This is a genomic window from Pantoea sp. GCM10028869, from assembly GCF_042666835.1.
Classification (GTDB): Bacteria; Pseudomonadota; Gammaproteobacteria; order Enterobacterales; family Enterobacteriaceae; genus Pantoea; species Pantoea leporis.
The window spans coordinates 793,667-815,969 of sequence record NZ_JBHTGO010000001.1 but is presented as its reverse complement, the minus strand read 5'-3'; the positions used below and the strand labels follow the sequence as shown (position 1 = coordinate 815,969).

The following is a 22,303-nucleotide window of genomic DNA, read 5'->3' as shown; positions in this document are numbered from 1 at the left end:
TATGATTATGAAAAACAGGGTCGCATTTGTAACCGGCGCCGGACAGGGCATTGGCGCAGCCATTGCCTTACGCCTGGCAAAAGACGGCTTTTCCGTAGCCATCGCGGATTTCAATCTTGAAACGGCGCAGCATGTCGCTGATGAGATTGTCACATCAGGAGGAAAGGCTATCGCGCTGCAGGTTGATGTCACCCAACGCGATAACGTTTTTCACGCCGTTGAAGAAGCGCGCCATGCGCTGGGTGATTTCAACGTCATCGTGAACAACGCCGGCATTGCGCCATCAACACCGATTACCGATATCACCGAGGAGATCGTTGATAAGGTTTATAACGTCAACGTTAAGGGTGTGATTTGGGGGATGCAGGCGGCGATCAGCGCTTTTTCCGCGGAGAAACACGGTGGCAAAATCATTAATGCCTGCTCTCAGGCAGGACATGTTGGCAATCCGGAGCTGGCAGTTTATAGCTCCAGCAAATTTGCCGTTCGCGGGCTGACGCAGACAGCGGCTAAAGATCTTGCGTCGAAAGGCCTTACGGTCAATGCCTTCTGTCCGGGTATTGTCAAAACCCCCATGTGGGAATCGATCGACAGGCAAATTTCACAAGCGGCGGGTAAACCGGTTGGCTTTGGGACGCAGGAATTTGCAAAACGTATTACTTTGGGCCGGCTATCTGAACCGGAAGATGTGGCCGCATGCGTCGCATTTCTGGCGGGACCGGATTCCGACTACATGACCGGCCAATCGCTACTGATCGACGGCGGAATGGTATTCAACTGATTCGCGGATCGTGCTTACCCATACTGCCGTGTGGGTAAGCTATTAATCATGCACTTTTGCCCGCCTGTCTCCGCCCAGCGCCTACCTTCCTGGGATTTTTCAGGACTGATGCAGCCGGATACCGTGATTGGTGCAGTCCGAAAGTAGCCACCTAAACAAGGTTGGTCAAATAGCAATTCACATATATCGGGTTTCGCCCATAGTGGACATGGATTCTCCAAAGGCAGCTTTGTGCCAAAAGCGGACGTTGAAGAATTGATTTAGGGCGAAGGCGGGCCCTAAATATATTAGGGCTTTCATTTTAAGCTCTGGCTCTATGGATAGGTGGGTAAACCGCAATTTCAGCAAAATTGCAGTGGCTTTTTTTCTCTGAAGACAAGAGCAATAGATATTCACAACGTCGGCATCTGATTTTGTTCTGCACCGCTTAAAATAGAGCTTAACAGTACCGGAGTGCTACATGCCGTGCTGTTTTGCCAGCCATTGACTGGCCGTTGTAGTTGAAATTCTCTGACGGTGATTGTAAGTATTGCGCTTACTCCAGGCTACGCCGTCTGGCCGTGCGAAAGCAATTCGGTAATTTGCACCAATATCTTGCGGATTGTGCTGCGCATCACCCTGAAGCTGTTGCCTGTCCAGTAATTTTCTGTTTACTTTGATGCCCCAGTAAGCACTCATTAAATCCGCAAGCTCGCTGTAAGTCAGCGTATCACCTGCAATATAGACAATCTCGTTTTTGAAAGTGGGCTGATGGAAGAAAATGTCCGCAGTCAGCTTGCCAATGTCTTCTGGTGTGGTTAGCGTTACCGCGTGCTTCCAGTCTCCTAGGGCACAGACGGTTTTACTTTGCGCGTCAATCACACCAAAACCGGGCTCAAACAAATAGCTGGTAAAAATGCCTGTGGATACGATGACCCACGATGTTGCGTTTTGCTGGCGTAAAAGGTGGCGAACTTCGAGCTGTTCATCCCAAACTTGCTGACCGCTGCCTTTACCCACTACGTCATAATCAACGCCAAATTGCCATGGGAAGTAGCGGGCTACAGCCGCTTTGAATACCGCCTGCGTAATTTTTATCTGTGTTCCTGGCCCGCCGACAAAACCACTGCAGTTGATGACGGCGTCGAAAGCAGCAAATAGTTCACTCAGTTCATCAATACTGTTTTCCTGCAGATCGCCCTCTACTACAGCGATTCCAAGTTTCGTCAGTTCATCCAGCCGTGCCTTGCGCGAGCCAGAAATGGCATAAGCGGCTTCGCTTCTGAGTAACACGCTAATTTTTACATCGGTATGTTCCTGCACTTTATTGCTCATCGCTCTCAATACCTGAATACCAAGCTCGCCTGCACCGAGTACTAAAACAGTATCTTTAGGTTTCTTTTCAGTATTCATTGTTGCTTCCTGTTGTATTAAAACGTCATCCTGACAGCTGACATGACCTGGTTCAATTAGGCACACGCATGATACCGGAGGTGATATGGAGTCTGAGCGGGAAGCACTGTTGCAATTTTCCAGGGAATTTTGTGAGGAATTAAGCAACGATGATGAGGGCCTAAAACGTGAGATCCTGGCTCATGCAGGTAATCGCTGGTCGCTGGGCGTGCTGCATATTCTTGGTACTAACGGACCTCTTCGTTACGGAGAGTTACGCCGCTACCTTACGAGTGTCACTCAAAGAATGCTGACGCGAACACTGCGACATCTGGAGCGGGACGGCCTTATATCTCGCTATGATTATGAGGAAAAGTTGCCCCGGGTGGTTTATGCAATTACAGATATGGGAAAAGAAATGCTTCTGCGGATGCTACCTTTATGGTCTTGGATTATTACATCCGCAAGCTATTTCCGGGAAACAAGAGCACAGTATGACGATGATTGAATCTTTTGGTGACAACATGGCAAAAAGAGACTTGAGGAATTTTTGCATGTTAAAACTCTCTTCAAGAAAGCTGCAACGTGATATTGCAGCCTACATTGAGAGCCGATAGGTCTGCTTCTCGCTCATAGTAGACCTTGCCACGCGAGCATGTCCGCTTTGTGCCAGAAGCGGACGTTGCTAACTTCATGTTAAGTTGATGCGCAGGAATCTAGTCAAAAGCTAAGAAGAGGCTCATATGTCATCACAATCTATACAATTAGTGAAAGTCATAGCTGATATAGCTATCGCACTCGAATTTACCGAGGAAACTTTAATTAATCCTGATGTGGCCATTGAGATGCAAGAGAGTATTGCAGGAACTCTTCAGTCCCTTGATGAAGTTAGCCGAAAAGATATAGCGGATGTCTTTGAAAGTATCTCGGCTCTTTATAATGGAGAAGTTGCAGACTACGTCAGGTCTATACCTGCTAATTATGGCATCAAGTAAGGAGATCATTAATTATTGCAAGGTCCGCAGATCGCTCATACGGGACACTCATAATCACATCTCCTAACCCAATGGAGATTGAACATGACAACATCCCCCTGGAACAAAAGCCGCATTATCGGCCAGAAACGGCCTCTTCAGATCTCTCATATCTGGGGAATTCGTATCCGTCTTGAGCTGGAAGGAAAAGTTCGTGATCTGGCTCTTTTTAACATGGCTCTGGATAGTAAACTTCGGGGCTGTGATTTGGTTAAGCTAAAAGTTTCTGATATAGCCTATGGGCACTCTGTTTCGGGCAGAGCGACAGTGCTGCAGCAGAAAACGGGCAGCCCTGTTCAGTTTGAACTGACTAAGTGAACCAGAGAGGCTGTAGCCACGTGGATCAAAATGGCTCTACTAAGTAATAGCGACTATCTCTTCCAGTCCCGCGTTGGTTCTTCAAGACACATCTCAACCAGACAATATAACCGTATTTTTCATGGATGGATTGGGAAGCTTGGTCTCGATGAGACGCTCTACAGTACGCACTCAATGCGCAGAACCAAACCATATCTTATCTATAAAAAAACGAAGAACCTTCGGGTAATCCAGTTACTTTTGGGGCACAAAAAACTCGAAAGCACAGTACGTTACCTTGGCATTGAAGTAGATGATGCTCTGGAAATATCGGAGTCAATTGAAGTCTAGCCTGTGAGGGCTGCAACAGCAGCCCTGTGCCAGAAGCGAATACGTCAGGTTCAAAAATGGGTAGGTAAGCGTTTTAACTTATTCGTCCGGGATACATACCCGGATACGGTGCCCGTCAGGATCAAGCGCAACGAACGTCTTGCCAAAAACAGCATGTTTGGGCTCCTGTTCTATCTGCACACCGCTCTCTGACCATTGCTGATAAAGCACATCAACCTCCTGAATATCTTTCACCATAAAACTCAATTCAGTTCGGCTACCTTCACCGCAGGATACAAAGTCACTCGCTGTCGTTGACCATAGTCCAAGGTTCAGGCCGTTATTAAAGGAAAAAGCCACCCACGTCGGAAGCATCACGTCTGGTTCTGTATTGAATAGCTTCTGGTAAAATCCACTGCTCACAATCGGGTTATCAACATAAAGAATGATCAGGTTAGGTATCATGAGTCTCTCACGCCAAAAAGAATGAGACTTCACTATTGCAGGGAGCATTGACAGAACATGTCAGCATCAGGACCGAAACGAGCAGAACGCCTTCTCAATCTTCTGCAGATTTTTTATCAGCATCGCTATCCGATAAGTGGCCACAGGCTGGCTGAAGAACTTTCAATCAGTCTTCGTACACTTTACCGTGATATTGGCGCACTACGCGCTCAGGGTGCCGACATTCAGGGAGAGGCTGGCACAGGATATATCCTTTCCCGGAGCCATCATTTACCGCCGGTGATGTTTACCCCCGAACAGCTTGATGCACTGGCGCTCGGTTTACGCTGGGTAGCCACATATGGTGATAAGGGGATTGCTAAAGCAGCTTCAGAAGTAACGGGGAAAGTCCGCCACGGTCTTCCGCCACAGTTACAGACACTGTTTGATGACTCGACATTATTGGTGGGAAAGAGACAGGAAGCTCATCACAACTTTGAAAACCTGAGCGTTGTTCGAAGCGCCATCAGGTGGAGACGTAAAATCCGTGCAGGTTATACAGACACACTCGGTAATATGAGTGAAAGAACGATATGGCCTTTCGCGCTGGGTTACTTCTCCGGCGCTATTGTGCTTGCTGCATGGTGTGAAGAACGTAACGACTTCCGTCATTTCGACGTAACGCGATTAAAATCTCTTCAGCACCTGCAGGAAGGATATCCTCATTCCCGGCATAGTTTACTCCGTATATGGCGTAATGCAGGTCTGGATAACATTGTTCCCACGCGTAGCTGAAATGGATATGATTGCTCCAGAAAATCCAAGTCTGTCTTATCTATAAAATATATCCGCTCTTCGCTCATAGTGGATCTCCAGCTCAATCAGCCTGTCCGCTTTGTACCAAAAGCGGACGTTGCCTTGTCCTCATGGCTGGCACATTAGCAGGCCTCATTACATCTGCGATTCACTATGTTCCAATAGTTTTTTTGCAGAAGCATTAGTCGCTCTTAGCTGCTCTTCCAGATTAATACCCTGTAGTTTTCCATCTGCTTTGATAATGCGGCCGTCGACAATGACCGTCTCTACATTTTCCGGTTGAGCTGAGTAGACGATGAGGGCTGCCGGGTCGCCACCGCCAAATCCTGCCATATTCAGCGTGTTGGGATTAATTATCTGAATGTCTGCCCGCTTACCCTCTTCAAGGGTGCCGGTTAATTCCCCCAGCCCTATCGATTCAGCAGAGCGACGCGTTGCTAACGCCAGAAGCTGGCGCGCGTCTGGAAGCGTTTCATCTTTTGCTTTACCACTTTCAGTAAGCGCGGCTGTGCGGAGCGTTTCAAACATGTTAGCCCCGCCAGACAATGCATTACCATCTATGCCCAGCCCCTGCCTTTCAACGTCCTCAAAGTGATTAAGCAGGGTCAGCCCATAACCAACTCGTTGCTCGCTGACCGGTGTTAATACCAGCCCACCCCCCGATTTTTGCAGAGCATTTAACTGCTGCGGGAGCGCATCGCTTGCGTGTATCACTGTCAGCGATGGCGATAAATACTGACGGTCTATAAGTGCATCGAACATTGCGCGGGCATCGCCGCTGACATGCACCTGAATAGGCAAATTGTGTTGAACAGCAAACCTGTATTCTTTATCCCGCATGGCCCAGTTCTGCTGGCTGGATAAGTCCCTGGGGATCCGCCAGCCCAGCCCGAGTTGAACACGATCCGTTGACTGCTTTTTGAGTTCAGCCAGGTGCGTCAAATCAATCATTCTTTTTGTGGTTTTATCGGGACCACCGTAATACATGATGGCGCGAATGCCGCTTTTTTCGAGCGCTCTGAAGCCAGCATCACCCCATGCAGGGCCATGAATGTTATCAAAGAAGTCGCCAGTAGTCGTGATTCCAGACTGTAACAGTTCAAGCGAACCAGAATACATTGCCAGCCAAATATCATCCGGCTGCATCTTCTTTGCTAACTTGTTACTGACAGGGAAAAACTTTCCCTGTTTATTTCTGAACTGGCCACGCATGGTGGTGACCCATAAATGATTATGCGCATCGACGAACCCCGGCATTACATATTTACCTCGGGCGTCAATTATCTTTGCGTCGGCGGCGACAAGATTTTTTCCGATCTGTACTATCTGGTTATTGCGGATCAGGATGTCGGTCGAGGGCTGATCCTGTCCGTTGGCTGTCATGGGTAACAGGTAACCCTGGCGGATAAGTAAAGTATTCTGAGGGGCGGCGCTAACTGAAGCAGAGAAAAAACAGGCGATAAATACTACTGCCTGAAGTTTACAGGACATACCTACTCCTTCGTAAATCAATAGGGTTAACTCAGAGTATAGGCATTGTCATTGCGCTGATGAGACATCTGTTGATTTGATGCCTTTTTAACTCAGTGCAATATTTGTGATGCTTCTATCGGGCTGTGAGAAAAATTCCGAACGTCCGCTTCTCACTATAAGTTCAACCGATGGATGCAATACACTATTGAACCGTTCTGCGGGTGATTCATAGTCTGGCGTTTTTCTCGGCCTTTAAATTAGCTTAGTGGCAACACTGTTAGGTCTTTGCTGGCTGTTAACAGTCAGGTCAGTTCATTCGGAAAATATTGTCTGAGCAGCCTGTTAGTATTTTCATTTGAGTCACGCTGCCAGGGAGATTGAGGATCACATAAGTAAATCTGAATGTCTGTCGCTACAGTAAATCGAGCGGGGCTGGTCATTTCAGCGCCTCGATCCCATGTTAGTGCTATATAAAGCTCATCAGGTAATCTCCGCGCTTTTTTGATAAGTGCAGATATAACAATTTTGTTTTTGTTGTCCGTGATTATGGTGAGCATAACAAAGCGGGAATGGCGTTCAACGAGAGTGACGAAAGAGGAGTTTTTAGAGCCCTGGATCAGATCACCTCCCCAGTGGCCAGGTATGGTTCTGTCTGCGGCTTCAGCTGGCCTTTTGGGTGACAGATATAGCATTCGGGATTGATCCCAATCCTTTCCCTTTAAGTGAAGACTTTGGGGATCAACGTACCGTTCTTCCGCTTCTGAGTCATTGATGCAGTTGTTTTTTAATGCTCCACGGATTTGTATAAAATGCGTTTTTTAAACCATTTTGTGTGACACATGCATTTCCTGATTATCTGGATAACAGGGTTTCAGCCAACCGGCGATTTATTCCGGCGACCAGTCCTGATGCATCTTCTCAGCAATAATTTTACACAATGTGGTGCTTTCATTAGCTTGCAGAGTTTTGGTCTCAGAGCACTTTCCCACGAGGCAGCATTGGCTTTTGCTGCCCGGTATTGTTTTGCACCTCTGTACCTCCTGATCAAGCGGCTGATCGCTGAGGGGGCTCTTGATAAGTTGTTTGCGATCGCCCTGATGGTGATTTTTGCTACCAGCCCTCTGGATATTTCCTCTCTTTCAGCAAGTGAAAAAGATTACCGATACCGTTTTCTCACCAGGGGCGATACCCACCAGCCTGCTGAATAGTGTGCATAATAGAAAAATGATATCTGTCGAACATTCTGGCGATATCATGCAGGAAATCACCTCGCGATTATCTGTCCCAGACAATCGCTTTCTGTTCTGTCGTGTAAAAAGTGAGCGCTCTTTGTTTCATGGCAACGTCCCCCATGGTTAAGGATAGCGTTGAACTCACAACCCGAAGCGAACATTGCCTGGCTTCATTGTACTACAGCCTGATAATGGATAAGTGTTCCCTGCCTGTGGGGATAGGGGGCTCGAGTACCCATACCAATAAGTTGACCAATTAGTTTCGGCAGCGCCACTCTTTATCTTACTGTGCATTCGGATTTCCTTGTGTGAGCCGGGTGAGCTCAGGCAGCCGCATATATCGCCGGCTGTCTGATTTTGTCAGCACTTAGCCCAGTTGTCGTCGCTACTGTGGAATGTTTCAGACAACGGCTTTTACGTTACCGGCTGCATAACAAGTTTGCTGCTGTGTAGCTTAACTTCTGGTTTAAGGATAGAAACGCCTTCACTAATAGTAAACGCTGAGACCATGCCATTCAGGGCTTCAGCCTGTTCGGTCAGTGAATGGGCAGCTGCAGATGCTTCTTCGACCAGCGAGGCATTCTGTTGCGTCACGTCATCCATCTGATTGATCGCCTGATGCACCTGGCTTATTCCCAGAGACTGTTCCTGCGCGGCAACCGAAATTCCGTCTATCAGCTCATTGACCTGACGAACAGCGTCATCCATCCGCGTCATGTTCTCACCAACTTCGCTGGCCTGTAACGTACCCGCCTCAACAAAAGCAATCGAGGATTCAATCAGCGCCTTGATTTCACGGGCAGAGGCGGAAGAGCGCTGTGCCAGGTTTCTGACTTCGCCAGCCACAACCGCAAAACCACGACCCTGCTCACCGGCGCGGGCGGCCTCGACCGCTGCGTTAAGTGCGAGGATATTGGTCTGGAATGCCACGCCCTCAATCAGGGCTATGATGTCTGTGATTTTGGCCGAGCTGCTCCGGATGTCTGACATAGTACCAATCATGGTGCTGACTTTGACGGAACTGTCATCAGAAATCTCACGGGCATTTTTCGCCAGCTTACTGGCCAGCCGGGTGTTTTCGGCCGTCTGCCGGACCGTCTCGCTGAGCTGATACATGCTGGCTGCGGTTTCCTCCAGGGAGGCAGCCTGCTCTTCGGTCCGCGAGGATAAATCATCATTGCCCGCGGCTATTTCGCCTGAAGAAACGCTGACGGAGTATGCCGCCTGCCCGACGGTCTTAAGTGAAGTGTCAACCTTGCTTACAAGTTGATTAAACGCTTTCGCGGTAAGCCCTATCTCATCGCGACGAGACTCATCTGCCCTAAGGGTTAAATCAAGATTTTCACTTGCGCTCTCCATTACGGTACGCATGCCATTCATATGGCGGCGAATAGACAGAATGGTTCTTACCGTGAAATAACCCAGTATCGCGATACCCGCGGCAGAACCCGCGATGAGTGTCCATAAAGTCTTATGATAAGTACGGGTGTTATGCGCGTCGAATGCGTTGCCGATGCCGACGTTAAGCTGACGCTGCTTCAGATAGTCATAAATCAGGCTACGGGTGGTAGCGCCTACACCGTCATTTCCCTGCAGGTCGGGCATCGCCACATCATCATTGTGCGCTCTGGAACCAGCAAAAAAAGCCGGTAACCTGACACGCATTTGCTGAATAATGGCAAGTTCACGCTCAGTCATCTGTCGATCTTCGTCGTTAGAAACGTTCACCTCAAGATAGTGCCGGGTACCTTCCGTCAGCTGGTCGATATTTTCATTAATCTCTTTTTCAAACTTTGCCTGCTGGCTGAGGATTTTTGAACTCTGATGCCGGTAAAGACTAATGATAATTTTGTTGCTCGTGTCAATCAGGTCGTCAATATCTGTAATGGAAGGGATAGTGTTTTCTTGCACGTACTTAAAACGTGCCTGAAATCCGGTCACCACATTAACGGATGTGGTAACGAGTGCGATCAGTGATATCGCCAGTAGCGAGAAGGTCAGGAAAAGCCGCTGTGAAATGGTCATTACGTGCTCCGATGTTTGCTGTGTTTGGTAAGTTATTGCTTACTTTCATCAACAGTTTCGGGCGAAATAATGCGGGCTTTAGTTACAAGTGTATGCAGATGTGTTAGCTGATTGTTGCTTTCAGAAGAGGCCATCAGCAATGTGCCAGAAGCGGATTTAGCAACCATTATGTTAATTTATCACCGGGAAATAATCGGGCCAATGCCTGTAAGCTTACGTTGAAGAACAGGCCAACCGCCTTTCACTACTTAATCCAGATAGCCTTTTCAGGCTTAAGGAGCGCAGCACAGCCGACGATTTTTTGGCCAGGAAGGTGGTCATGGTTCTTGAAAAAGTTGTGTAATGGCTTACTCTAGTGCACTAGAAGATATCGTTCGAGATAATGATGACTATGTCCCGCAGCGTTGGTATGCAGCTCTCTTTTGCTCTCTATGGGGCAGCTAACCGTATGGCCCGGATGCACAAGCCGTTCCTGGAGCCGTTAGGGCTGACGTTTCCGCAGTACCTGGTAATACTCGAACTCCTGAACGGATCGCCATTATCAGTTGGCACGCTTGGCACCTCTCTCGATATGGACACGGGCACTATCACGCCGCTTGTCAAGCGTCTTGAGACAGCCGGCTTTGTTACTCGTACCCGAGACCCGAACGATGAACGACGTGTGCTGGTCAATCTGACCCCACGTGCCGAGAATATCCGGGAAGAAATCTTGGGCGTTACTAAGAAGATCAAGAGTGCCTGTAAGCTGGACGAAGCTGGACTTATTTTGCTTCGCGAGACTTTGCAGGACCTCTGTAGACCTCGAAACGATTAAAGAGGCCGACTAAGGTCTGTTTTCGCTAATTTATCTAGTACGCTAGAGTCTTGCTGACTAGAGATGTTTGGGCGGAATATGACCCGCCATTAAGGTCATCTGATGATCGAAAGAAATTGTCGCCCAGGGCCGTCGTGTCCATGACGTTATGGTTATGGCTACCTGACAGACACTCACCCTAACAAAGGAAGCAGTTATGACTATGAATCTCATTCATTCCAGCGCCGAAACCTCACCAGATGAAACGCTGTCGTTCAGAGAAACTATCCGCACGCGTCGCTCTGTCCGTGGCTTTCTCGATAATCCCGTGCCTTCAAGCATTATCCGGGAGGTGCTGGAAGATGCTCAGTACGCACCTTCTAACTGCAATACGCAGCCCTGGAATACGCACATCGTCCGCGGCGAGAAGCTCAGGCAGCTCTCCAGAATTCTGCACGTCAAAAACGATGCTGGAGAATTCACACCGGACTTTACTTTCGACCAGAACGACTATTACGGCGAATATCGTAAGCGTAACGACGCGCTAGGCAAGGCCTATTATGAAGCCATGAACGTGATGCGCGAGGACAAGGAGGGGCGGCATCGCGTGGGCGCGATGAACTACTCGTTCTTTAATGCTCCACAGGTCGCGTTCCTGTTCATGCCCTCATTTGGTGACAATGTGCGCGTTGCAGGAGACATCGGTATGTATGGACAGACCTTCCTGTTGTCGCTCGCGGCGCGTGGTCTCGGTGGTATTCCCCAAACTTCGCTTGGTTTTTTTGCCCAGACAATCCGTGAATTCCTCGGCGTGCCTGACGAATTGAAACTGCTCTTTGGCATATCTTTCGGCTACCCGGATGAGGCGGCGCCCGGTAACCGGTTCCGCATGGATCGTGTACCGGTCGACACCAGTGTCACCTTACACGACTGACAGAAGATGGGGCGTCATTGTTTTATCCGCCCCGCCCTCCACCGCATCAATTACACAGCGATTAATCGTAACGAGGATGAGATCATGAATATTGGCATACTGGGCACCGGCAATATCGGTAAAACGCTGGTTATGAAACTCAGCGCTGCTGGTCATGACGTCAAGGTCGCCAATTCACGCGGTCCTAACACGATCGAAGGCGAAATCCTGACTCATGGCGCCCGTGCCGTCACGGCCACTGAAGCCCTGACGGGCGTCGACGTAGTGATCCTGTCGACACCACTCAGCGCCATTCCGAAGATCGCCCCGCTGTTCGCCAGCGTGCCTGCCAGCACCGTTATAATCGACACCTCCAACTACTATCCAAAACGTGACGGTGAAATCGCTGACATCGAAGCCGGCCAAACCGAAAGCGAGTGGGTTGCAGAGCAGCTTGGCCGCCCCATCGCCAAAGCGTGGAACGCCATTACTTCCGCTTCCTTTGCACAGAAAGGCCTCCCTGCAGGGACAGCCGGGCGGATCGCCATTCCCGTTGCTGCCAGCGGCGAGCGTGAACGGGATGTGGCGATAAGGCTGGTCGACGAGACCGGGCTCGACGCTGTTTATGCGGGACCGCTCAGCGAATCATGGCGCCAGCAGCCCGGAGCGCCAGTTTACTGCACGGATCTGACGCGCGATGAGGTGCCGGATGCTCTGACCGCGACCGAGCGGGCCCGCCTGCCGAAACGTCGTGACCTCGCCATCGAGGCGATTATGGAACGGGTTGGCGACAGCACCACTAATCCCGACTCGGACTATGCCGTGCGTCTGACGCGCGCGCTCTTTATGTAGCTCACGCAGCGACCCGGGTATGCAGCCGTTGTGGCCGGTTCAGACATGCCCTTTCCTGAAACGTGTCGACGCTCTGACGCTCTATCAACAAACTGAATAAGGTATTGAACTCATGGCAATGCATCAGAAGCCCGTCGTACTGATTCTGGGCGCTACCGGAACTATCGGTAGCCATATCGTCAAAGAACTCGACGACAAAGAGGTTCATCTTCGTATCGCTTCGCGCAAGCAAGACACGGTAGACCAGCTGCGCAGGGATGGAAAAGATGGCGTTTATCTCGATCTTGATAAACCGGAGACCTTCGCGCTCGCGCTCGCGGGCGTAGATCGCGTTTTCCTCTTAACCGGCTACAGCGTTGCCATGCTCACGCAGAGTAAAACCCTGGTGGATGCAGCCAAAAAGGCAGGTGTGAGCCATATCGTGCATGTGGGTGTGTTCGCTGAATGGGATACCACGGATGCCCACTTTGTATGGCATCAGATGATTGAAAAATATATCGAGGCGAGTGGTATTGCCTGGACGCATCTCCATCCAAATATGTTTATGAATGTATTCACCGGTCTTTATATCCCCAAAAATTTCACCTACACGACTTACTGGGGCGATCGGAGAGTCGGCTATATCGCGCCCGAGGACATTGCCGCCGTAGCCGCAAAAGTGCTCTTCGATGGGCCTGCGCGTCATGCCGGTCAGCATTACTGGCTGAGCGTGGAAAGTTTGAACGGTGAAGAAATTGCCGCGCTTATGAGTGAGGTGACCGGGCTTGAAATCAGGTGCGAAGACAAAGGACTGGAAGGATTCCGTCAGTTGATTGATTCACTTATCTCTCAAGGGGCTGACAGCTGGTACGCAAACGCAAACATTGATTTCGTTACCCAGATGCTTGATGGCAGGATGTCCTATATGTCGATGGTGCAAAACGATCTTCCTTATATTCTCGGCAGGCCAGCGAAAACGGTGCGGGAATATTTGACTGAAAATAAAAGTGCGCTAATTGCTTCAGCAAAGAACCTCCAATAAGAAAGAACCGGTGCTCGTGAGATGCTGGCATTTTATTCACGAGCACGTTTTTGCCAGCCTTGTTGAGTTATGATTTTTTGCGGCAGGTTCCCTGCCCGGACGCAGACACGAGTGACTTAGCGCATGTAAAGGCCTCTCAGGCCTCATTGAAAGCGTCTCACTGGACAATAACCAGCGGCTTTATTTTCTCAGGCATTCAACAACGCATCTGTTTTTGCTCATGAACATGGGTAACAAGCGATGCGTAATTTAATGATGCACCGGGACCAATCCAAATGAAAAGTTTTACCCGCGATCTCATTATCTGGATTGAAGAGAATCTTGATAAAAAAATCATCCTCGACGAAGTGGCAGAGAAGTCCGGTTACAGTAAGTGGCATCTCCAGCGATTGTTTCGCCAGGAAACGGGCATGAAGCTGGCCACCTACATTCGCGAACGCAGACTGTCCGAATCGGCCATCCTGTTGAAAATGACCAGCGCACCTGTTATCCATGCCGCTGAAAAGTTTGGCTTTACCAATCAGCAGGCTTTCACCCGGACCTTTACAAAATATTTTTGTCTTCCCCCGGCGCGTTACAGGCAGACCAGGGAGTGGCATTTTCGCGGCCTGCAGCCCAGTCTTTTATCAAACGCTGGCACCATGACGGAACCGGAAACCACATGGCTTAGCGCGCCCGCGCTTTCTGATGTGACCTTCAGCTACCAGTGTGAAAGCGCCGACCTTTACAGTATTGATTTCCACACGGAGCAGCGTGAGCAGGGCCTTAAAAAGGCGGCGCGCCTCCTTCGCGGACAATCCCCCACCTGGTTCGCAGAACGTTTTGAGCCTGACAGCTCCTCCGGCAATATTCGATTGACACTGACCTTTGGCTGTCGCGAGGATAAAGATGAGCGTGGCGGGAAGAAGACGTCCAGTCCATGCATGTTCCTGCGCTTCCCGTTTGAAGGTAGTGCGGCAGAACTGACTGAAATGCAGATGAATGTTTACCGGCACATTCTGCCGCGCCGTGCTGAAGCCCGGCGGGACGAGCACGACTTATTCATTATGGGGCCGGGCCATGAGGCAAACCTTATGTCATCTCACTTTCAGGGGGATTATTACATACCGGTGACAGCAATCTAAACGCGTTGTGGGCCGGTTTCCTGACTTCCTAAAGGATATTTAACGCAGCTATGAATTAATCTTTCAGATGAAATACTAATAAGCCTTGAAAAATTTATTTCCGGCAAAATACCTGGTGGGAATATTGCACGGGGCACGCATTTTGTTCCAGTAGATACGCAGATTGCATGTCGATTGTTTCTTATAAACGTGCCGGTAGCTGCCTATATACAGTGTAAAAATTGAATATATGCAAGTTAAAGTTGGTAAACGTCCGCTGTTCGCTCAAAGCAGACCTTGCCACGCGAGCATGTCCGCTCAGTGCCAAAAGCGAACGTTAGTATTTGCACTGATCAATGCGGGTAATAGCCTTAATTTGTGTTAGAAAGTTGTTTCAAATTTCAAGGGCGCTGTTTCTAAACTTGATGGAGCAAAAATGAGAACGCAAAAACGATGCATGGGATATGTGGCCATCGTGGTCGATGACTATGACCGAGCAATTGAGTACTACACCGACAAGCTGGGATTTACGCTGGTAGAAGACACGCCGCAACCGGGTAAGCGCTGGGTCGTTGTGACGCCAAATCCCGAAAGCGACTGTAATCTTCTCCTGGCCCGTGCTTCAAATGAACAGCAGGAAAGCTTTATCGGTAACCAGTGCGGCGGGCGTGTATTCATGTTCTTACAGACAGACAACTTCTGGCGCGACTATAACGCTATGAAGGCTAAGGGCGTTCACTTCTGTCAGGAGCCACGTGAGGAAGAGTACGGGATGGTTGTTGTGTTTGAGGACGTCTACGGCAATCGCTGGGATCTCTACCAGAATAAGCAAAATTAAAGCTTTAGGGATCAGGTTACCACGCATAACTGGTTTCAATGCCCGGTCCGCTGTTCGTTTAAAATTGCCTCTAATTTCCAACCGCGCTGAGGAGCGGCGGCGGTTCTGTGAAGAACTCAGGCGTTAAATTTTCAGCGCCACTCCAAGTCATAAAGAGAGAAATAACACCATGACCGAGACGATTCGAATCGCAGCGATTAGTGATGCAGAGGCTGTTACGGCACTTACCAGAATGGCTTACGCCAAGTGGGTGCCTGTGATTGGTCGAGAACCTCTTCCGATGACGTCAGATCATGCTGCATTCATCAAAGAACACAGAGTTGACCTTTTGTTCTGTGGCAAAGATCTGGCCGCGCTCGTTGAAACAATTCAGCGCAAGGAAGATATCCTCATTGAAAACGTAGCAGTTAGCCCGCGTTTTCAGAAACGTGGTTATGGAAGAAAAATGGTGGCTCATGCAGAGCATTTGGCAATTCAGGCCGGTTTAGATATCGTCCGGCTTTATACGAACTCGCTATTTGAAGTGAATCTTCACCTGTACGCATCATTAGGCTATGAATTTGAGCGCAGTGAAGAACGCAACGGCTGAGTCGCTATCCACATGCTCAAGCGCTTGGCCTAGACGATATCGGATGTGGTCAGGCAGGATGTCTGCTGGGAAAACGGCATCACCAGACCATGATGCGCAGCAGGGATTGGCGCGCTCCCTGTTCGATAACACATCGCAACGTTAGTAATACATCCTTCGCGGTAACAACCATTGCGAACATCCGCACCTCGCTCATAGCGGACCGTTCCCGGTCTTAGGTCCGCTTAGTGCCAGAAGCGGACATCGATTAAAATTGCTGTGAATTAAACGCCACGAGATTTCTCTAATTTGATGTCAGTGCCATTGAGATCTGTTTCATTACCCCAACCGAGCTGCATATAAAATTTCGCCGCTCGACTATTTTTATCGGTTTCCAACCAGGCAATCTCATGATGTTGGAATAACTCCTGCTCAGCTAGCCTAACAAGCCTGCGACCTATTCCTTTGCCTTCATATTCAGGCAGAACAAAGGCTGCAAACAGACAGCCTTCATCCGGCAAAATCATGGAGAAGCCAATAATTTTGTTATTTTCAGTCGCAACCCATGCGCAAAGACTTTTTTCAATCATATCGCCTACGACGCCTTCGGTAATACCCATCTGCCGCATCTCTTCACGACTCAGGTGATTCTCCATTACCGATGTTCTGACGTCGAACATACCCTCGATATCAGAGAGTTGAGCTGTTCTTACGTAGATACTCATTAGTCTAACTCCATGTATGACAAAATAATTTTCATAATAATGTCAAAATAAAATCAACGGAATATAAAGTTTAAGGTAGCTAATTATGTCCGCTGTTCGCTCATAGCGGATTTCCCGAGGTTGCAGCGACCTATGCGCAGCCGTTACGTTGTCTAATTGCATGCGGATGAAGGGATTACAGTGGTGGTGTACAGTTAAATTTTCTTTCCGTGACGACTGTTCCTCAACCTCGCCTTTTGCTAGCCTATGCGGCTGGACTGCTTCCAGCCGCATTAGCGTTGCCGGTTAAGGAGTTTCCATGTCGCCTTTCAATAAACACCGCCCCTTCATTTCCCTTTCTCGTCGTCAGCGTCGTAAAAAAGTCATCGAACTTAAAAACCGTATCTATCGTGGACGTCAGCGTTGTGGCGGGTTGTTCTATGATGATTGCGATATCCAATACTACAAAGATAACCCTGACCATATTTGGGCATGGAGTGATATCTATTTTGTCGGCCGCGATCCCGCCGATCTCTGGAATGCTGAAATCATCACGGCTAAGTTGGCCTTTCAAGATGCGGTACATGATCGCGCATTCAATGAAACCTGGGCGATGCTCAGTCAGCAGGAACAAGAAGAAGAGGCGCGATATGAAACAACTCCCAATGTGAATAGCAAAGGCAAAATCGTTAGCCGTACCTTTCTACACCGAGAAAAACAGGCTTATGCGATTTTTGGTGGGCTGACATTTTGGCAGTTTGTTGAGAAGCGTGAGCAGGAAATAGGACAAGATGAACAGCAGGATGTATGTTGTAGTTATCAATTTCTGCCGGGGTTCGCTTATGGGCATGGGCTACGGATGGTTGTTGATGCTGAGGCGCTGAGTGTGCCAGTTATTGAGGCTTCGATTGGAGATTTTTTGAAAAGAGTGAGTGACGTGCCTAGGGGACAGCGATTTATAAGTGGGAGGATTTAAGATGCGAGTGTCCATTAATTAGGGAATAGGAGGGAGTTAACCTTTATCACCCTCCCATATTATTATTTCCCAGTGGATTTACTAGGTTTTAATCCTGGAGTATTTCCGAGAGTATCTTTGTTGTCACGCCGACGCTGATCAGGCTTTCCTGTCGATTTAGCTATTGGTTTTGGACCAGGTTTAAGACCCATGATATTTATCCTTCTAATTTAAGAGGGGCTGCCCTCCTATCCGGTTTTATGGCATAGCTCAAAAAATAACAAGAGGATTAATACGTCACATGCCAGTTAAATTATTATTTTTGATCAGTGTCATTTTATGGCATGTAGCGGGCTTTCGAATGGAGCATTATTCACCATTTGCTATGCGGTTCTAACTAATATTGATGAGCCGGGGTTGTTAACCTGGTTATCCCTCTTAATGCTTTCTTCTTACGTGCATCACAATCTCTTTCTGAATTCATATCACGCTGAAACAATAGGATTTATCATTTTCAAACCATAGTTATCAATGAGGCCATCTATGAACAGCACAGTATACGATGCTTTCCGCTGCCTGAACTTACTTGCGACAGCGACTCGTCCGCATGGAATTCGTGAAATGGGACGGGAGCTTGGACTGGATTCAGCTAAGGTTACGCGATTGATACAGACCTTGCTGACATTGGATATGGTACAGCGCGATGCCAACCGCAAATACAGTTTAGGTATCGGTATCCACCGCTTGTCGGCTCACGCGATTCACAATTCAGCATTTTACAATGCGGTAATGGACTTACTTGAAGAGAGCGGGAATCACGCCATCTCCATCGTGATCGGTGTTCTAAGTGGAAATAAGGTGGTCTATTTGATTCATACCCGCGGCGGAAAGAGTATTGCGCGTGCCATAGGCAATTATGAGTCCTATCCGGTCCATGATTCGGTGATCGGCATTAAGCTTCTATCAGCGATGAGCGACGAAGAGATTATCAGCCAGATTGGTATCCACGATTATCAACTGCTGAGAAATGATATTGACGAGTCGCGTCGGCATCAGGTGTTTGCCAAAAATTTTGGTGCGGGAGATTACCGTCTGGCATGTAATATTCCCGGCATGCAGGCAGCGATCGCACTATCGAATATCAGCAGTGAAAAAATGGATATTGAGAGCTTACGTTTGTACCTTACGTCGGCAGCGAAGAAAATTAGCGGAGAATCACTGCCGATGCTGCAGCAGTAACTCGCAACGAGCAGCTGTCTCAGACACGAGCTGCCCGGTTTTATATAGCGTAGAACCCAGTCCCACACTGTCGTAATAACGCAGGAACTCAGTTGCATTTTCCACCCCTACCCCGCCCACGGCTGAAAAGCTTACGGGCTGAGAGAGTGGACCTTTCACCAGTTGAGGATAATTTTTCGGTAGCGAATAGGCCGGAAAAACTTTCATCACATCCACTCCCAGATCGATAGCAGTGAATATTTCACTCGGCGAAAACACCCCCGCGTACACTACAAGTCCGTATAGTTTAGCCTGCGCAATCACAGCCGGGTTTAAATTAGGAGTCAGAATAAAATCCGCAGCGGCTGCAAAACTGCGCTGCACCTGATCTTCCGTGGTGACAGTTCCCACGCCAAGCTGGATATCATTCCCAAAGCGATGGCGGACTTGTCGCAGGCTGATTTCCCAGTTAGGTGAATTGGTAGTGATTTCTATACGATGAATGCCCTGCTCAACCAGGCAGGCAATATGCGGCACTGCGTCTTCTGGCGTTATCCCGCGGAGGATAGCGATGATTTGCTTATTATCCACCATAACTAAATACCCCATTTAATCCGGCTATGATTGCGTCTTCGGCGGCTAAGAGTTCATAACGACGATGCAAAACCTCACATGCCAATCGATAACGTGGCAAAAGCATTTCACTACCAATAAAGCATACCGTTTTATCGCCGCTGGGATGTCCGCATGCAACTTCGTATCCAATGAGCAATCCGGAAAGCCAGGAAGCGGCCTGTTCCTGTGCCAAAGCACCAAGAATATAACGGCCTCGGCAGCGAAACAGTTCCGTCACCAGTTCAACTTTTTCATGCACCACTGATAGCGCGGTTTCGACTCCCGCCTGAAAAGCGGCCGGTGATTGAACTTGCTCCGGCAGCCCTTTACCCACCACGGATTGATTGAGTAACAAATGATAAAGTTCGCCAGTCATCAAGGTCTGCATCTCAGTGACCTGCTGCTGCGAGCGTTCAACCCACAGCCATTTGCTGTGGGTGCCGACGGCGGCGAATGTGGAGGCATCAGAAAGCGTGAGCGCACCCGCCAGTTGCATCTCTTCACCACGGCAGATCTCATTCACTCGTTTATCGCAAATACCGGGCCGTATGGTCAGCGGATTTGGCAGGATACCCGGCAGTTCCAGGCCTTTACCCAGCAGTTGCGAAAAACTAAGTGGCATATTGAGGTAACCGGCGTCAGCAATACCGATATTGCTGCCAATCATGCCGCAGAGCAGCACGGGTATTTGTTCATCGTAAGCATCCTCTAGCCGATGCAGCTGCTGCTTTAAAATCTCAGGCAACGCTGAGCGCTGGCACTTGCCGACGCCGCAGCTGTCTTGCACAGATTTAATCACTACGCCATCGCGCACGCTGAGGGCGCGAAAGTTGCTGGTACCCCAATCCACCGCGATATAGTTCATGGACGTCCTCCTAACACGGCGAGAGGCAGGAAATCCGTGATCTCTTTCAATTCCCGACGCGTGGCGTCATCCAGACTTTTCGCCGGCTCACGTACATAATCGCTGGCAAAAATCCCTGCCTGATGCAGCACTGTTTTATGTATGGCTACCCCGATCCCCGGTTGCACTCCATAGCGCAGGAAAGGTAGATAGCGATAAAACAGCGCTTGCGCTTCCTGACGATCTTGCTGCCATGCCGCCAGGATGGCGTTAATCACGTCCGGGAATTCGCAAGCAGGCATGGTGCCCGTTACACCACGGCATAACTCCTCAAAGAGGAAACCTGCGTTCAAGCCGCCAAACAGGCCTACGCTATCTCCAAGCGCCTGTTTTAACGCAGTGATTTTCAACGTCGTCGGCGGTTGTTCCACTTTGATATACCTGATGGCGGGAAAGTCCTGACACAAACGCACCAGCGTCGAAACGGGAATGTTAACGCCCGTCATCAGAGGCGCGTCCTGGATCATGATATCGATTTCGCTGGCCTGACATATGTCTCGCCAGAAGTGATAGATCTCCTCCGGACCGGGCTTAACCACCGAAGGCGGATTGACCATCGCCACCTGAGCTCCCCAGCGATGCACCCGGTTGATGTCTTCAATGGCAACAGCGGATGAAGCACCGCCAGCAGCAGCCACCAGCGGTAAATCCCCCACCAGCTTTTTGACGCAAAAGAACAGGATCTGCTTTTCATCCTGCGTTAAGGCGTAGCCTTCGGAAGCATTGCCAAACAATGCAAGACCATCAATGCCTTGTTGCAGCAGAAATTTCACCAGACGTTCAATGGATGCCAAATCCAGCTGGCCCTGCTCATCAAATGCCGTGGCGAGAATGGGTATGTTACCTTTTAACATGCAGCCTCCATCATCACGTCGCGCACGCGATCTTCATCAATTTCAATGCCTAACCCTGCGCCCTGCGGCAGGTGATACTCACCGCGTTCGCAAATCAGTGGCTGCTTGAGCAGTTGATTAGCGATGGCAAAAACTGGCGGCTGATATTCGAGCATAAACAGGTTGGGTATGGCGGCAGCAACATGGATCGACGCGGCGATGCAAGGACCTAGACCCACGCTTAAATGCGGTGCCACACGTAAATTCCATGTTTCGGCCAGCGACGCGATATGCATTAGCTCGCTAATGCCGGTTCTGCCGACATCGGGCTGAAGGATATCTGCAGCGCGCTGTTCAATCACTGCTTTGAATTGATAACGCGTACGCTCGGTTTCACCTAACGCAATGCTGACCGCACTTTTGGCACGTAATTCGCGATGGCCAGCGATATCTTCTGGCAGCAGTGGTGCTTCGAGAAACCCGACGCCCAGCGCGTGCAGTTGCGCTGCTAAATCAGTAGCGTCTGCCACACCGTAATTCCAGTGCGCATCAATGAAGACTTGCGCCTCATCGCCGAGCGTTTCACGAATGGCTCGAATATTTTTAATGTCTTCTCGCACGCCGTAGCCCAGAGCTAACTTAACGGCATTAAAGCCTTTCTCCTTCCATTGCCTGGCGAGGCGGCTGCGGCTTTCAATATCAGGCTCAGGTAAACCCGAGACATAGCAAGGGATCACATCGCGAAAGGCACCGCCGAGTAGTTGATGGACCGGGAGACCAAGAATTTTGCCCTTGAGATCCCACAATGCGATATCCACACCTGCAATAGCGTCGATATGATAACCACCGGTATGTCCACGATCGCGCATGGAGTCATACATTTTTGAGTTGAGCACGCTGCTTGAGAATGGTGATTCCCCTATCAACAATGGCGCGAATAGCTGCTTAATCAGTTCTGCGATCACCTGAGGCACCACCGGCGCCAGGGCTTCTCCCCACCCTATATGCCCTTCGCTACTGGTAATTTTCACCAGGCAGGTTTCCATCTTGCGTGAGTAGACGCAGCGGTATTCTGAACGATAGTAATAATCCGGACCGGTTCCGTCCGGCTTACCGCCGAGGTAGGCATGCTCCGGGGTGATTTTGAGTGGGAAACACTCCACTTTCGTTATGTGCATAAAGG

Annotated in this window: 22 protein-coding genes and 2 pseudogenes; 14 read left to right on the top strand and 10 right to left on the bottom strand. The window is 49.4% G+C overall.

Features of this window, described 5'->3' with window-relative positions; genetic code table 11:
* Positions 1-7: 7 nt before the first annotated feature.
* Positions 8-781, top strand: coding sequence for a (S)-acetoin forming diacetyl reductase (locus ACFQW4_RS03755; RefSeq protein WP_377723858.1), 774 nt, complete (start codon positions 8-10; stop codon positions 779-781).
* A gap of 456 nt (positions 782-1,237) precedes the next feature.
* On the opposite strand, the gene ACFQW4_RS03750 is transcribed toward ACFQW4_RS03755, so the two are convergent.
* The gene (locus ACFQW4_RS03750) at positions 1,238-2,173 is read right to left on the bottom strand and encodes an aromatic alcohol reductase (protein WP_271460687.1); all 936 of its coding nucleotides are present in this window, start codon (positions 2,171-2,173) and stop codon (positions 1,238-1,240) included.
* Between the two features lie 85 nt (positions 2,174-2,258).
* On the opposite strand from ACFQW4_RS03750, the gene ACFQW4_RS03745 reads away from it, so the two are divergent.
* The 3 genes and pseudogenes from ACFQW4_RS03745 to ACFQW4_RS03735 all read left to right on the top strand — a co-directional run bounded on the left by ACFQW4_RS03745 (position 2,259) and on the right by ACFQW4_RS03735 (position 3,834).
* Positions 2,259-2,660, top strand: coding sequence for a helix-turn-helix domain-containing protein (locus ACFQW4_RS03745; RefSeq protein WP_101761091.1), 402 nt, complete (start codon positions 2,259-2,261; stop codon positions 2,658-2,660).
* Positions 2,661-2,895: 235 nt separating this feature from the next.
* Positions 2,896-3,147, top strand: a complete 252-nt coding sequence (locus ACFQW4_RS03740) for a hypothetical protein (protein ID WP_350262206.1) — start codon at positions 2,896-2,898, stop codon at positions 3,145-3,147.
* Positions 3,148-3,231: 84 nt separating this feature from the next.
* A pseudogene (locus ACFQW4_RS03735) lies at positions 3,232-3,834 on the top strand (site-specific integrase).
* Between the two features lie 78 nt (positions 3,835-3,912).
* Here the strand turns inward: ACFQW4_RS03735 and ACFQW4_RS03730 are convergent.
* A complete protein-coding gene (locus ACFQW4_RS03730) occupies positions 3,913-4,278 on the bottom strand; it encodes a VOC family protein (RefSeq protein ID WP_271460557.1) in 366 nt (121 codons plus the stop codon).
* A gap of 57 nt (positions 4,279-4,335) precedes the next feature.
* Between ACFQW4_RS03730 and ACFQW4_RS03725 the strand changes: the two genes are divergently transcribed.
* Positions 4,336-5,052: a YafY family protein gene (locus tag ACFQW4_RS03725; protein WP_271460558.1), complete on the top strand. Its 717-nt coding sequence runs from the start codon at positions 4,336-4,338 to the stop codon at positions 5,050-5,052.
* 156 nt (positions 5,053-5,208) lie between these two features.
* Here ACFQW4_RS03725 and ACFQW4_RS03720 read toward each other — a convergent pair whose 3' ends face one another.
* The 3 genes and pseudogenes from ACFQW4_RS03720 to ACFQW4_RS03710 all read right to left on the bottom strand — a co-directional run bounded on the left by ACFQW4_RS03720 (position 5,209) and on the right by ACFQW4_RS03710 (position 9,803).
* Positions 5,209-6,564, bottom strand: a complete 1,356-nt coding sequence (locus ACFQW4_RS03720; RefSeq protein ID WP_377723854.1) for an amidohydrolase family protein — start codon at positions 6,562-6,564, stop codon at positions 5,209-5,211.
* 163 nt (positions 6,565-6,727) lie between these two features.
* A pseudogene (locus ACFQW4_RS03715) lies at positions 6,728-7,884 on the bottom strand (IS30 family transposase).
* 308 nt (positions 7,885-8,192) lie between these two features.
* Positions 8,193-9,803 carry a methyl-accepting chemotaxis protein gene (locus ACFQW4_RS03710; RefSeq protein WP_377723852.1) on the bottom strand — a complete coding sequence of 537 codons (1,611 nt, stop codon included), beginning with the start codon at positions 9,801-9,803 and terminating at the stop codon, positions 8,193-8,195.
* Positions 9,804-10,194: 391 nt separating this feature from the next.
* Here ACFQW4_RS03710 and ACFQW4_RS03705 point away from each other — a divergent pair, with 391 nt between their 5' ends.
* The 7 genes from ACFQW4_RS03705 (at position 10,195) to ACFQW4_RS03675 (ending at position 15,912) form a co-directional block, all read left to right on the top strand.
* A complete protein-coding gene (locus ACFQW4_RS03705; RefSeq protein WP_225608267.1) occupies positions 10,195-10,617 on the top strand; it encodes a MarR family winged helix-turn-helix transcriptional regulator in 423 nt (140 codons plus the stop codon).
* A gap of 196 nt (positions 10,618-10,813) precedes the next feature.
* Positions 10,814-11,530 carry a nitroreductase gene (locus ACFQW4_RS03700; protein WP_377723850.1) on the top strand — a complete coding sequence of 239 codons (717 nt, stop codon included), beginning with the start codon at positions 10,814-10,816 and terminating at the stop codon, positions 11,528-11,530.
* 84 nt (positions 11,531-11,614) lie between these two features.
* Positions 11,615-12,361: an NADPH-dependent F420 reductase gene (locus ACFQW4_RS03695; protein WP_377723848.1), complete on the top strand. Its 747-nt coding sequence runs from the start codon at positions 11,615-11,617 to the stop codon at positions 12,359-12,361.
* A 112-nt stretch (positions 12,362-12,473) separates the two neighbouring features.
* The gene (locus ACFQW4_RS03690; protein WP_192235522.1) at positions 12,474-13,382 is read left to right on the top strand and encodes an NmrA family NAD(P)-binding protein; all 909 of its coding nucleotides are present in this window, start codon (positions 12,474-12,476) and stop codon (positions 13,380-13,382) included.
* A 275-nt stretch (positions 13,383-13,657) separates the two neighbouring features.
* Positions 13,658-14,506: a helix-turn-helix domain-containing protein gene (locus tag ACFQW4_RS03685; RefSeq protein WP_377723845.1), complete on the top strand. Its 849-nt coding sequence runs from the start codon at positions 13,658-13,660 to the stop codon at positions 14,504-14,506.
* A gap of 415 nt (positions 14,507-14,921) precedes the next feature.
* Positions 14,922-15,323, top strand: a complete 402-nt coding sequence (locus ACFQW4_RS03680; RefSeq protein WP_271460565.1) for a VOC family protein — start codon at positions 14,922-14,924, stop codon at positions 15,321-15,323.
* 169 nt (positions 15,324-15,492) lie between these two features.
* Positions 15,493-15,912: a GNAT family N-acetyltransferase gene (locus ACFQW4_RS03675; RefSeq protein ID WP_377723843.1), complete on the top strand. Its 420-nt coding sequence runs from the start codon at positions 15,493-15,495 to the stop codon at positions 15,910-15,912.
* Positions 15,913-16,175: 263 nt separating this feature from the next.
* Here the strand turns inward: ACFQW4_RS03675 and ACFQW4_RS03670 are convergent, their stop codons facing one another.
* The gene (locus ACFQW4_RS03670) at positions 16,176-16,616 is read right to left on the bottom strand and encodes a GNAT family N-acetyltransferase (RefSeq protein ID WP_101761092.1); all 441 of its coding nucleotides are present in this window, start codon (positions 16,614-16,616) and stop codon (positions 16,176-16,178) included.
* Positions 16,617-16,914: 298 nt separating this feature from the next.
* On the opposite strand from ACFQW4_RS03670, the gene ACFQW4_RS03665 reads away from it, so the two are divergent.
* Together ACFQW4_RS03665 and ACFQW4_RS03660 are read left to right on the top strand one after the other, a co-directional pair.
* Positions 16,915-17,571: a hypothetical protein gene (locus tag ACFQW4_RS03665; RefSeq protein WP_192235509.1), complete on the top strand. Its 657-nt coding sequence runs from the start codon at positions 16,915-16,917 to the stop codon at positions 17,569-17,571.
* 522 nt (positions 17,572-18,093) lie between these two features.
* Entirely contained in the window at positions 18,094-18,789 is a 696-nt protein-coding gene (locus ACFQW4_RS03660; RefSeq protein ID WP_101761095.1) for a helix-turn-helix domain-containing protein, read from the top strand.
* On the opposite strand, the gene ACFQW4_RS03655 is transcribed toward ACFQW4_RS03660, so the two are convergent.
* From ACFQW4_RS03655 to ACFQW4_RS03640, 4 genes are read right to left on the bottom strand one after another with little or no spacing between them, the layout of a single operon-like run.
* A complete protein-coding gene (locus tag ACFQW4_RS03655) occupies positions 18,766-19,362 on the bottom strand; it encodes a bifunctional 4-hydroxy-2-oxoglutarate aldolase/2-dehydro-3-deoxy-phosphogluconate aldolase (RefSeq protein WP_192235507.1) in 597 nt (198 codons plus the stop codon). The two genes, ACFQW4_RS03660 and ACFQW4_RS03655, sit on opposite strands and share 24 nt — an antisense overlap.
* Positions 19,352-20,248 carry a 2-dehydro-3-deoxygalactonokinase gene (locus ACFQW4_RS03650; RefSeq protein WP_377723840.1) on the bottom strand — a complete coding sequence of 299 codons (897 nt, stop codon included), beginning with the start codon at positions 20,246-20,248 and terminating at the stop codon, positions 19,352-19,354. Before ACFQW4_RS03650 ends, ACFQW4_RS03655 begins: the two co-directional genes overlap by 11 nt.
* A complete protein-coding gene (locus tag ACFQW4_RS03645; RefSeq protein ID WP_350262212.1) occupies positions 20,245-21,141 on the bottom strand; it encodes a dihydrodipicolinate synthase family protein in 897 nt (298 codons plus the stop codon). The genes ACFQW4_RS03650 and ACFQW4_RS03645 overlap by 4 nt, the downstream gene beginning before the upstream one ends.
* On the bottom strand, positions 21,135-22,298 hold the full coding sequence (locus tag ACFQW4_RS03640; RefSeq protein ID WP_217547648.1) for a mandelate racemase/muconate lactonizing enzyme family protein: 1,164 nt from the start codon (positions 22,296-22,298) through the stop codon (positions 21,135-21,137). Before ACFQW4_RS03640 ends, ACFQW4_RS03645 begins: the two co-directional genes overlap by 7 nt.
* Positions 22,299-22,303 lie beyond the last annotated feature (5 nt).

What these genes read in the sequence shown, in the direction of transcription:
- ACFQW4_RS03755 (WP_377723858.1), top strand. Translation starts at nt 8, where the DNA reads ATGAAAAACAGGGTCGCATTTGTAACCGGCGCCGGACAGGGCATTGGC.
- ACFQW4_RS03750 (WP_271460687.1), bottom strand. Translation starts at nt 2,173, where the DNA reads ATGAATACTGAAAAGAAACCTAAAGATACTGTTTTAGTACTCGGTGCA.
- ACFQW4_RS03745 (WP_101761091.1), top strand. Translation starts at nt 2,259, where the DNA reads ATGGAGTCTGAGCGGGAAGCACTGTTGCAATTTTCCAGGGAATTTTGT.
- ACFQW4_RS03740 (WP_350262206.1), top strand. Translation starts at nt 2,896, where the DNA reads ATGTCATCACAATCTATACAATTAGTGAAAGTCATAGCTGATATAGCT.
- ACFQW4_RS03730 (WP_271460557.1), bottom strand. Translation starts at nt 4,278, where the DNA reads ATGATACCTAACCTGATCATTCTTTATGTTGATAACCCGATTGTGAGC.
- ACFQW4_RS03725 (WP_271460558.1), top strand. Translation starts at nt 4,336, where the DNA reads ATGTCAGCATCAGGACCGAAACGAGCAGAACGCCTTCTCAATCTTCTG.
- ACFQW4_RS03720 (WP_377723854.1), bottom strand. Translation starts at nt 6,564, where the DNA reads ATGTCCTGTAAACTTCAGGCAGTAGTATTTATCGCCTGTTTTTTCTCT.
- ACFQW4_RS03710 (WP_377723852.1), bottom strand. Translation starts at nt 9,803, where the DNA reads ATGACCATTTCACAGCGGCTTTTCCTGACCTTCTCGCTACTGGCGATA.
- ACFQW4_RS03705 (WP_225608267.1), top strand. Translation starts at nt 10,195, where the DNA reads ATGTCCCGCAGCGTTGGTATGCAGCTCTCTTTTGCTCTCTATGGGGCA.
- ACFQW4_RS03700 (WP_377723850.1), top strand. Translation starts at nt 10,814, where the DNA reads ATGACTATGAATCTCATTCATTCCAGCGCCGAAACCTCACCAGATGAA.
- ACFQW4_RS03695 (WP_377723848.1), top strand. Translation starts at nt 11,615, where the DNA reads ATGAATATTGGCATACTGGGCACCGGCAATATCGGTAAAACGCTGGTT.
- ACFQW4_RS03690 (WP_192235522.1), top strand. Translation starts at nt 12,474, where the DNA reads ATGGCAATGCATCAGAAGCCCGTCGTACTGATTCTGGGCGCTACCGGA.
- ACFQW4_RS03685 (WP_377723845.1), top strand. Translation starts at nt 13,658, where the DNA reads ATGAAAAGTTTTACCCGCGATCTCATTATCTGGATTGAAGAGAATCTT.
- ACFQW4_RS03680 (WP_271460565.1), top strand. Translation starts at nt 14,922, where the DNA reads ATGAGAACGCAAAAACGATGCATGGGATATGTGGCCATCGTGGTCGAT.
- ACFQW4_RS03675 (WP_377723843.1), top strand. Translation starts at nt 15,493, where the DNA reads ATGACCGAGACGATTCGAATCGCAGCGATTAGTGATGCAGAGGCTGTT.
- ACFQW4_RS03670 (WP_101761092.1), bottom strand. Translation starts at nt 16,616, where the DNA reads ATGAGTATCTACGTAAGAACAGCTCAACTCTCTGATATCGAGGGTATG.
- ACFQW4_RS03665 (WP_192235509.1), top strand. Translation starts at nt 16,915, where the DNA reads ATGTCGCCTTTCAATAAACACCGCCCCTTCATTTCCCTTTCTCGTCGT.
- ACFQW4_RS03660 (WP_101761095.1), top strand. Translation starts at nt 18,094, where the DNA reads ATGAACAGCACAGTATACGATGCTTTCCGCTGCCTGAACTTACTTGCG.
- ACFQW4_RS03655 (WP_192235507.1), bottom strand. Translation starts at nt 19,362, where the DNA reads ATGGTGGATAATAAGCAAATCATCGCTATCCTCCGCGGGATAACGCCA.
- ACFQW4_RS03650 (WP_377723840.1), bottom strand. Translation starts at nt 20,248, where the DNA reads ATGAACTATATCGCGGTGGATTGGGGTACCAGCAACTTTCGCGCCCTC.
- ACFQW4_RS03645 (WP_350262212.1), bottom strand. Translation starts at nt 21,141, where the DNA reads ATGTTAAAAGGTAACATACCCATTCTCGCCACGGCATTTGATGAGCAG.
- ACFQW4_RS03640 (WP_217547648.1), bottom strand. Translation starts at nt 22,298, where the DNA reads ATGCACATAACGAAAGTGGAGTGTTTCCCACTCAAAATCACCCCGGAG.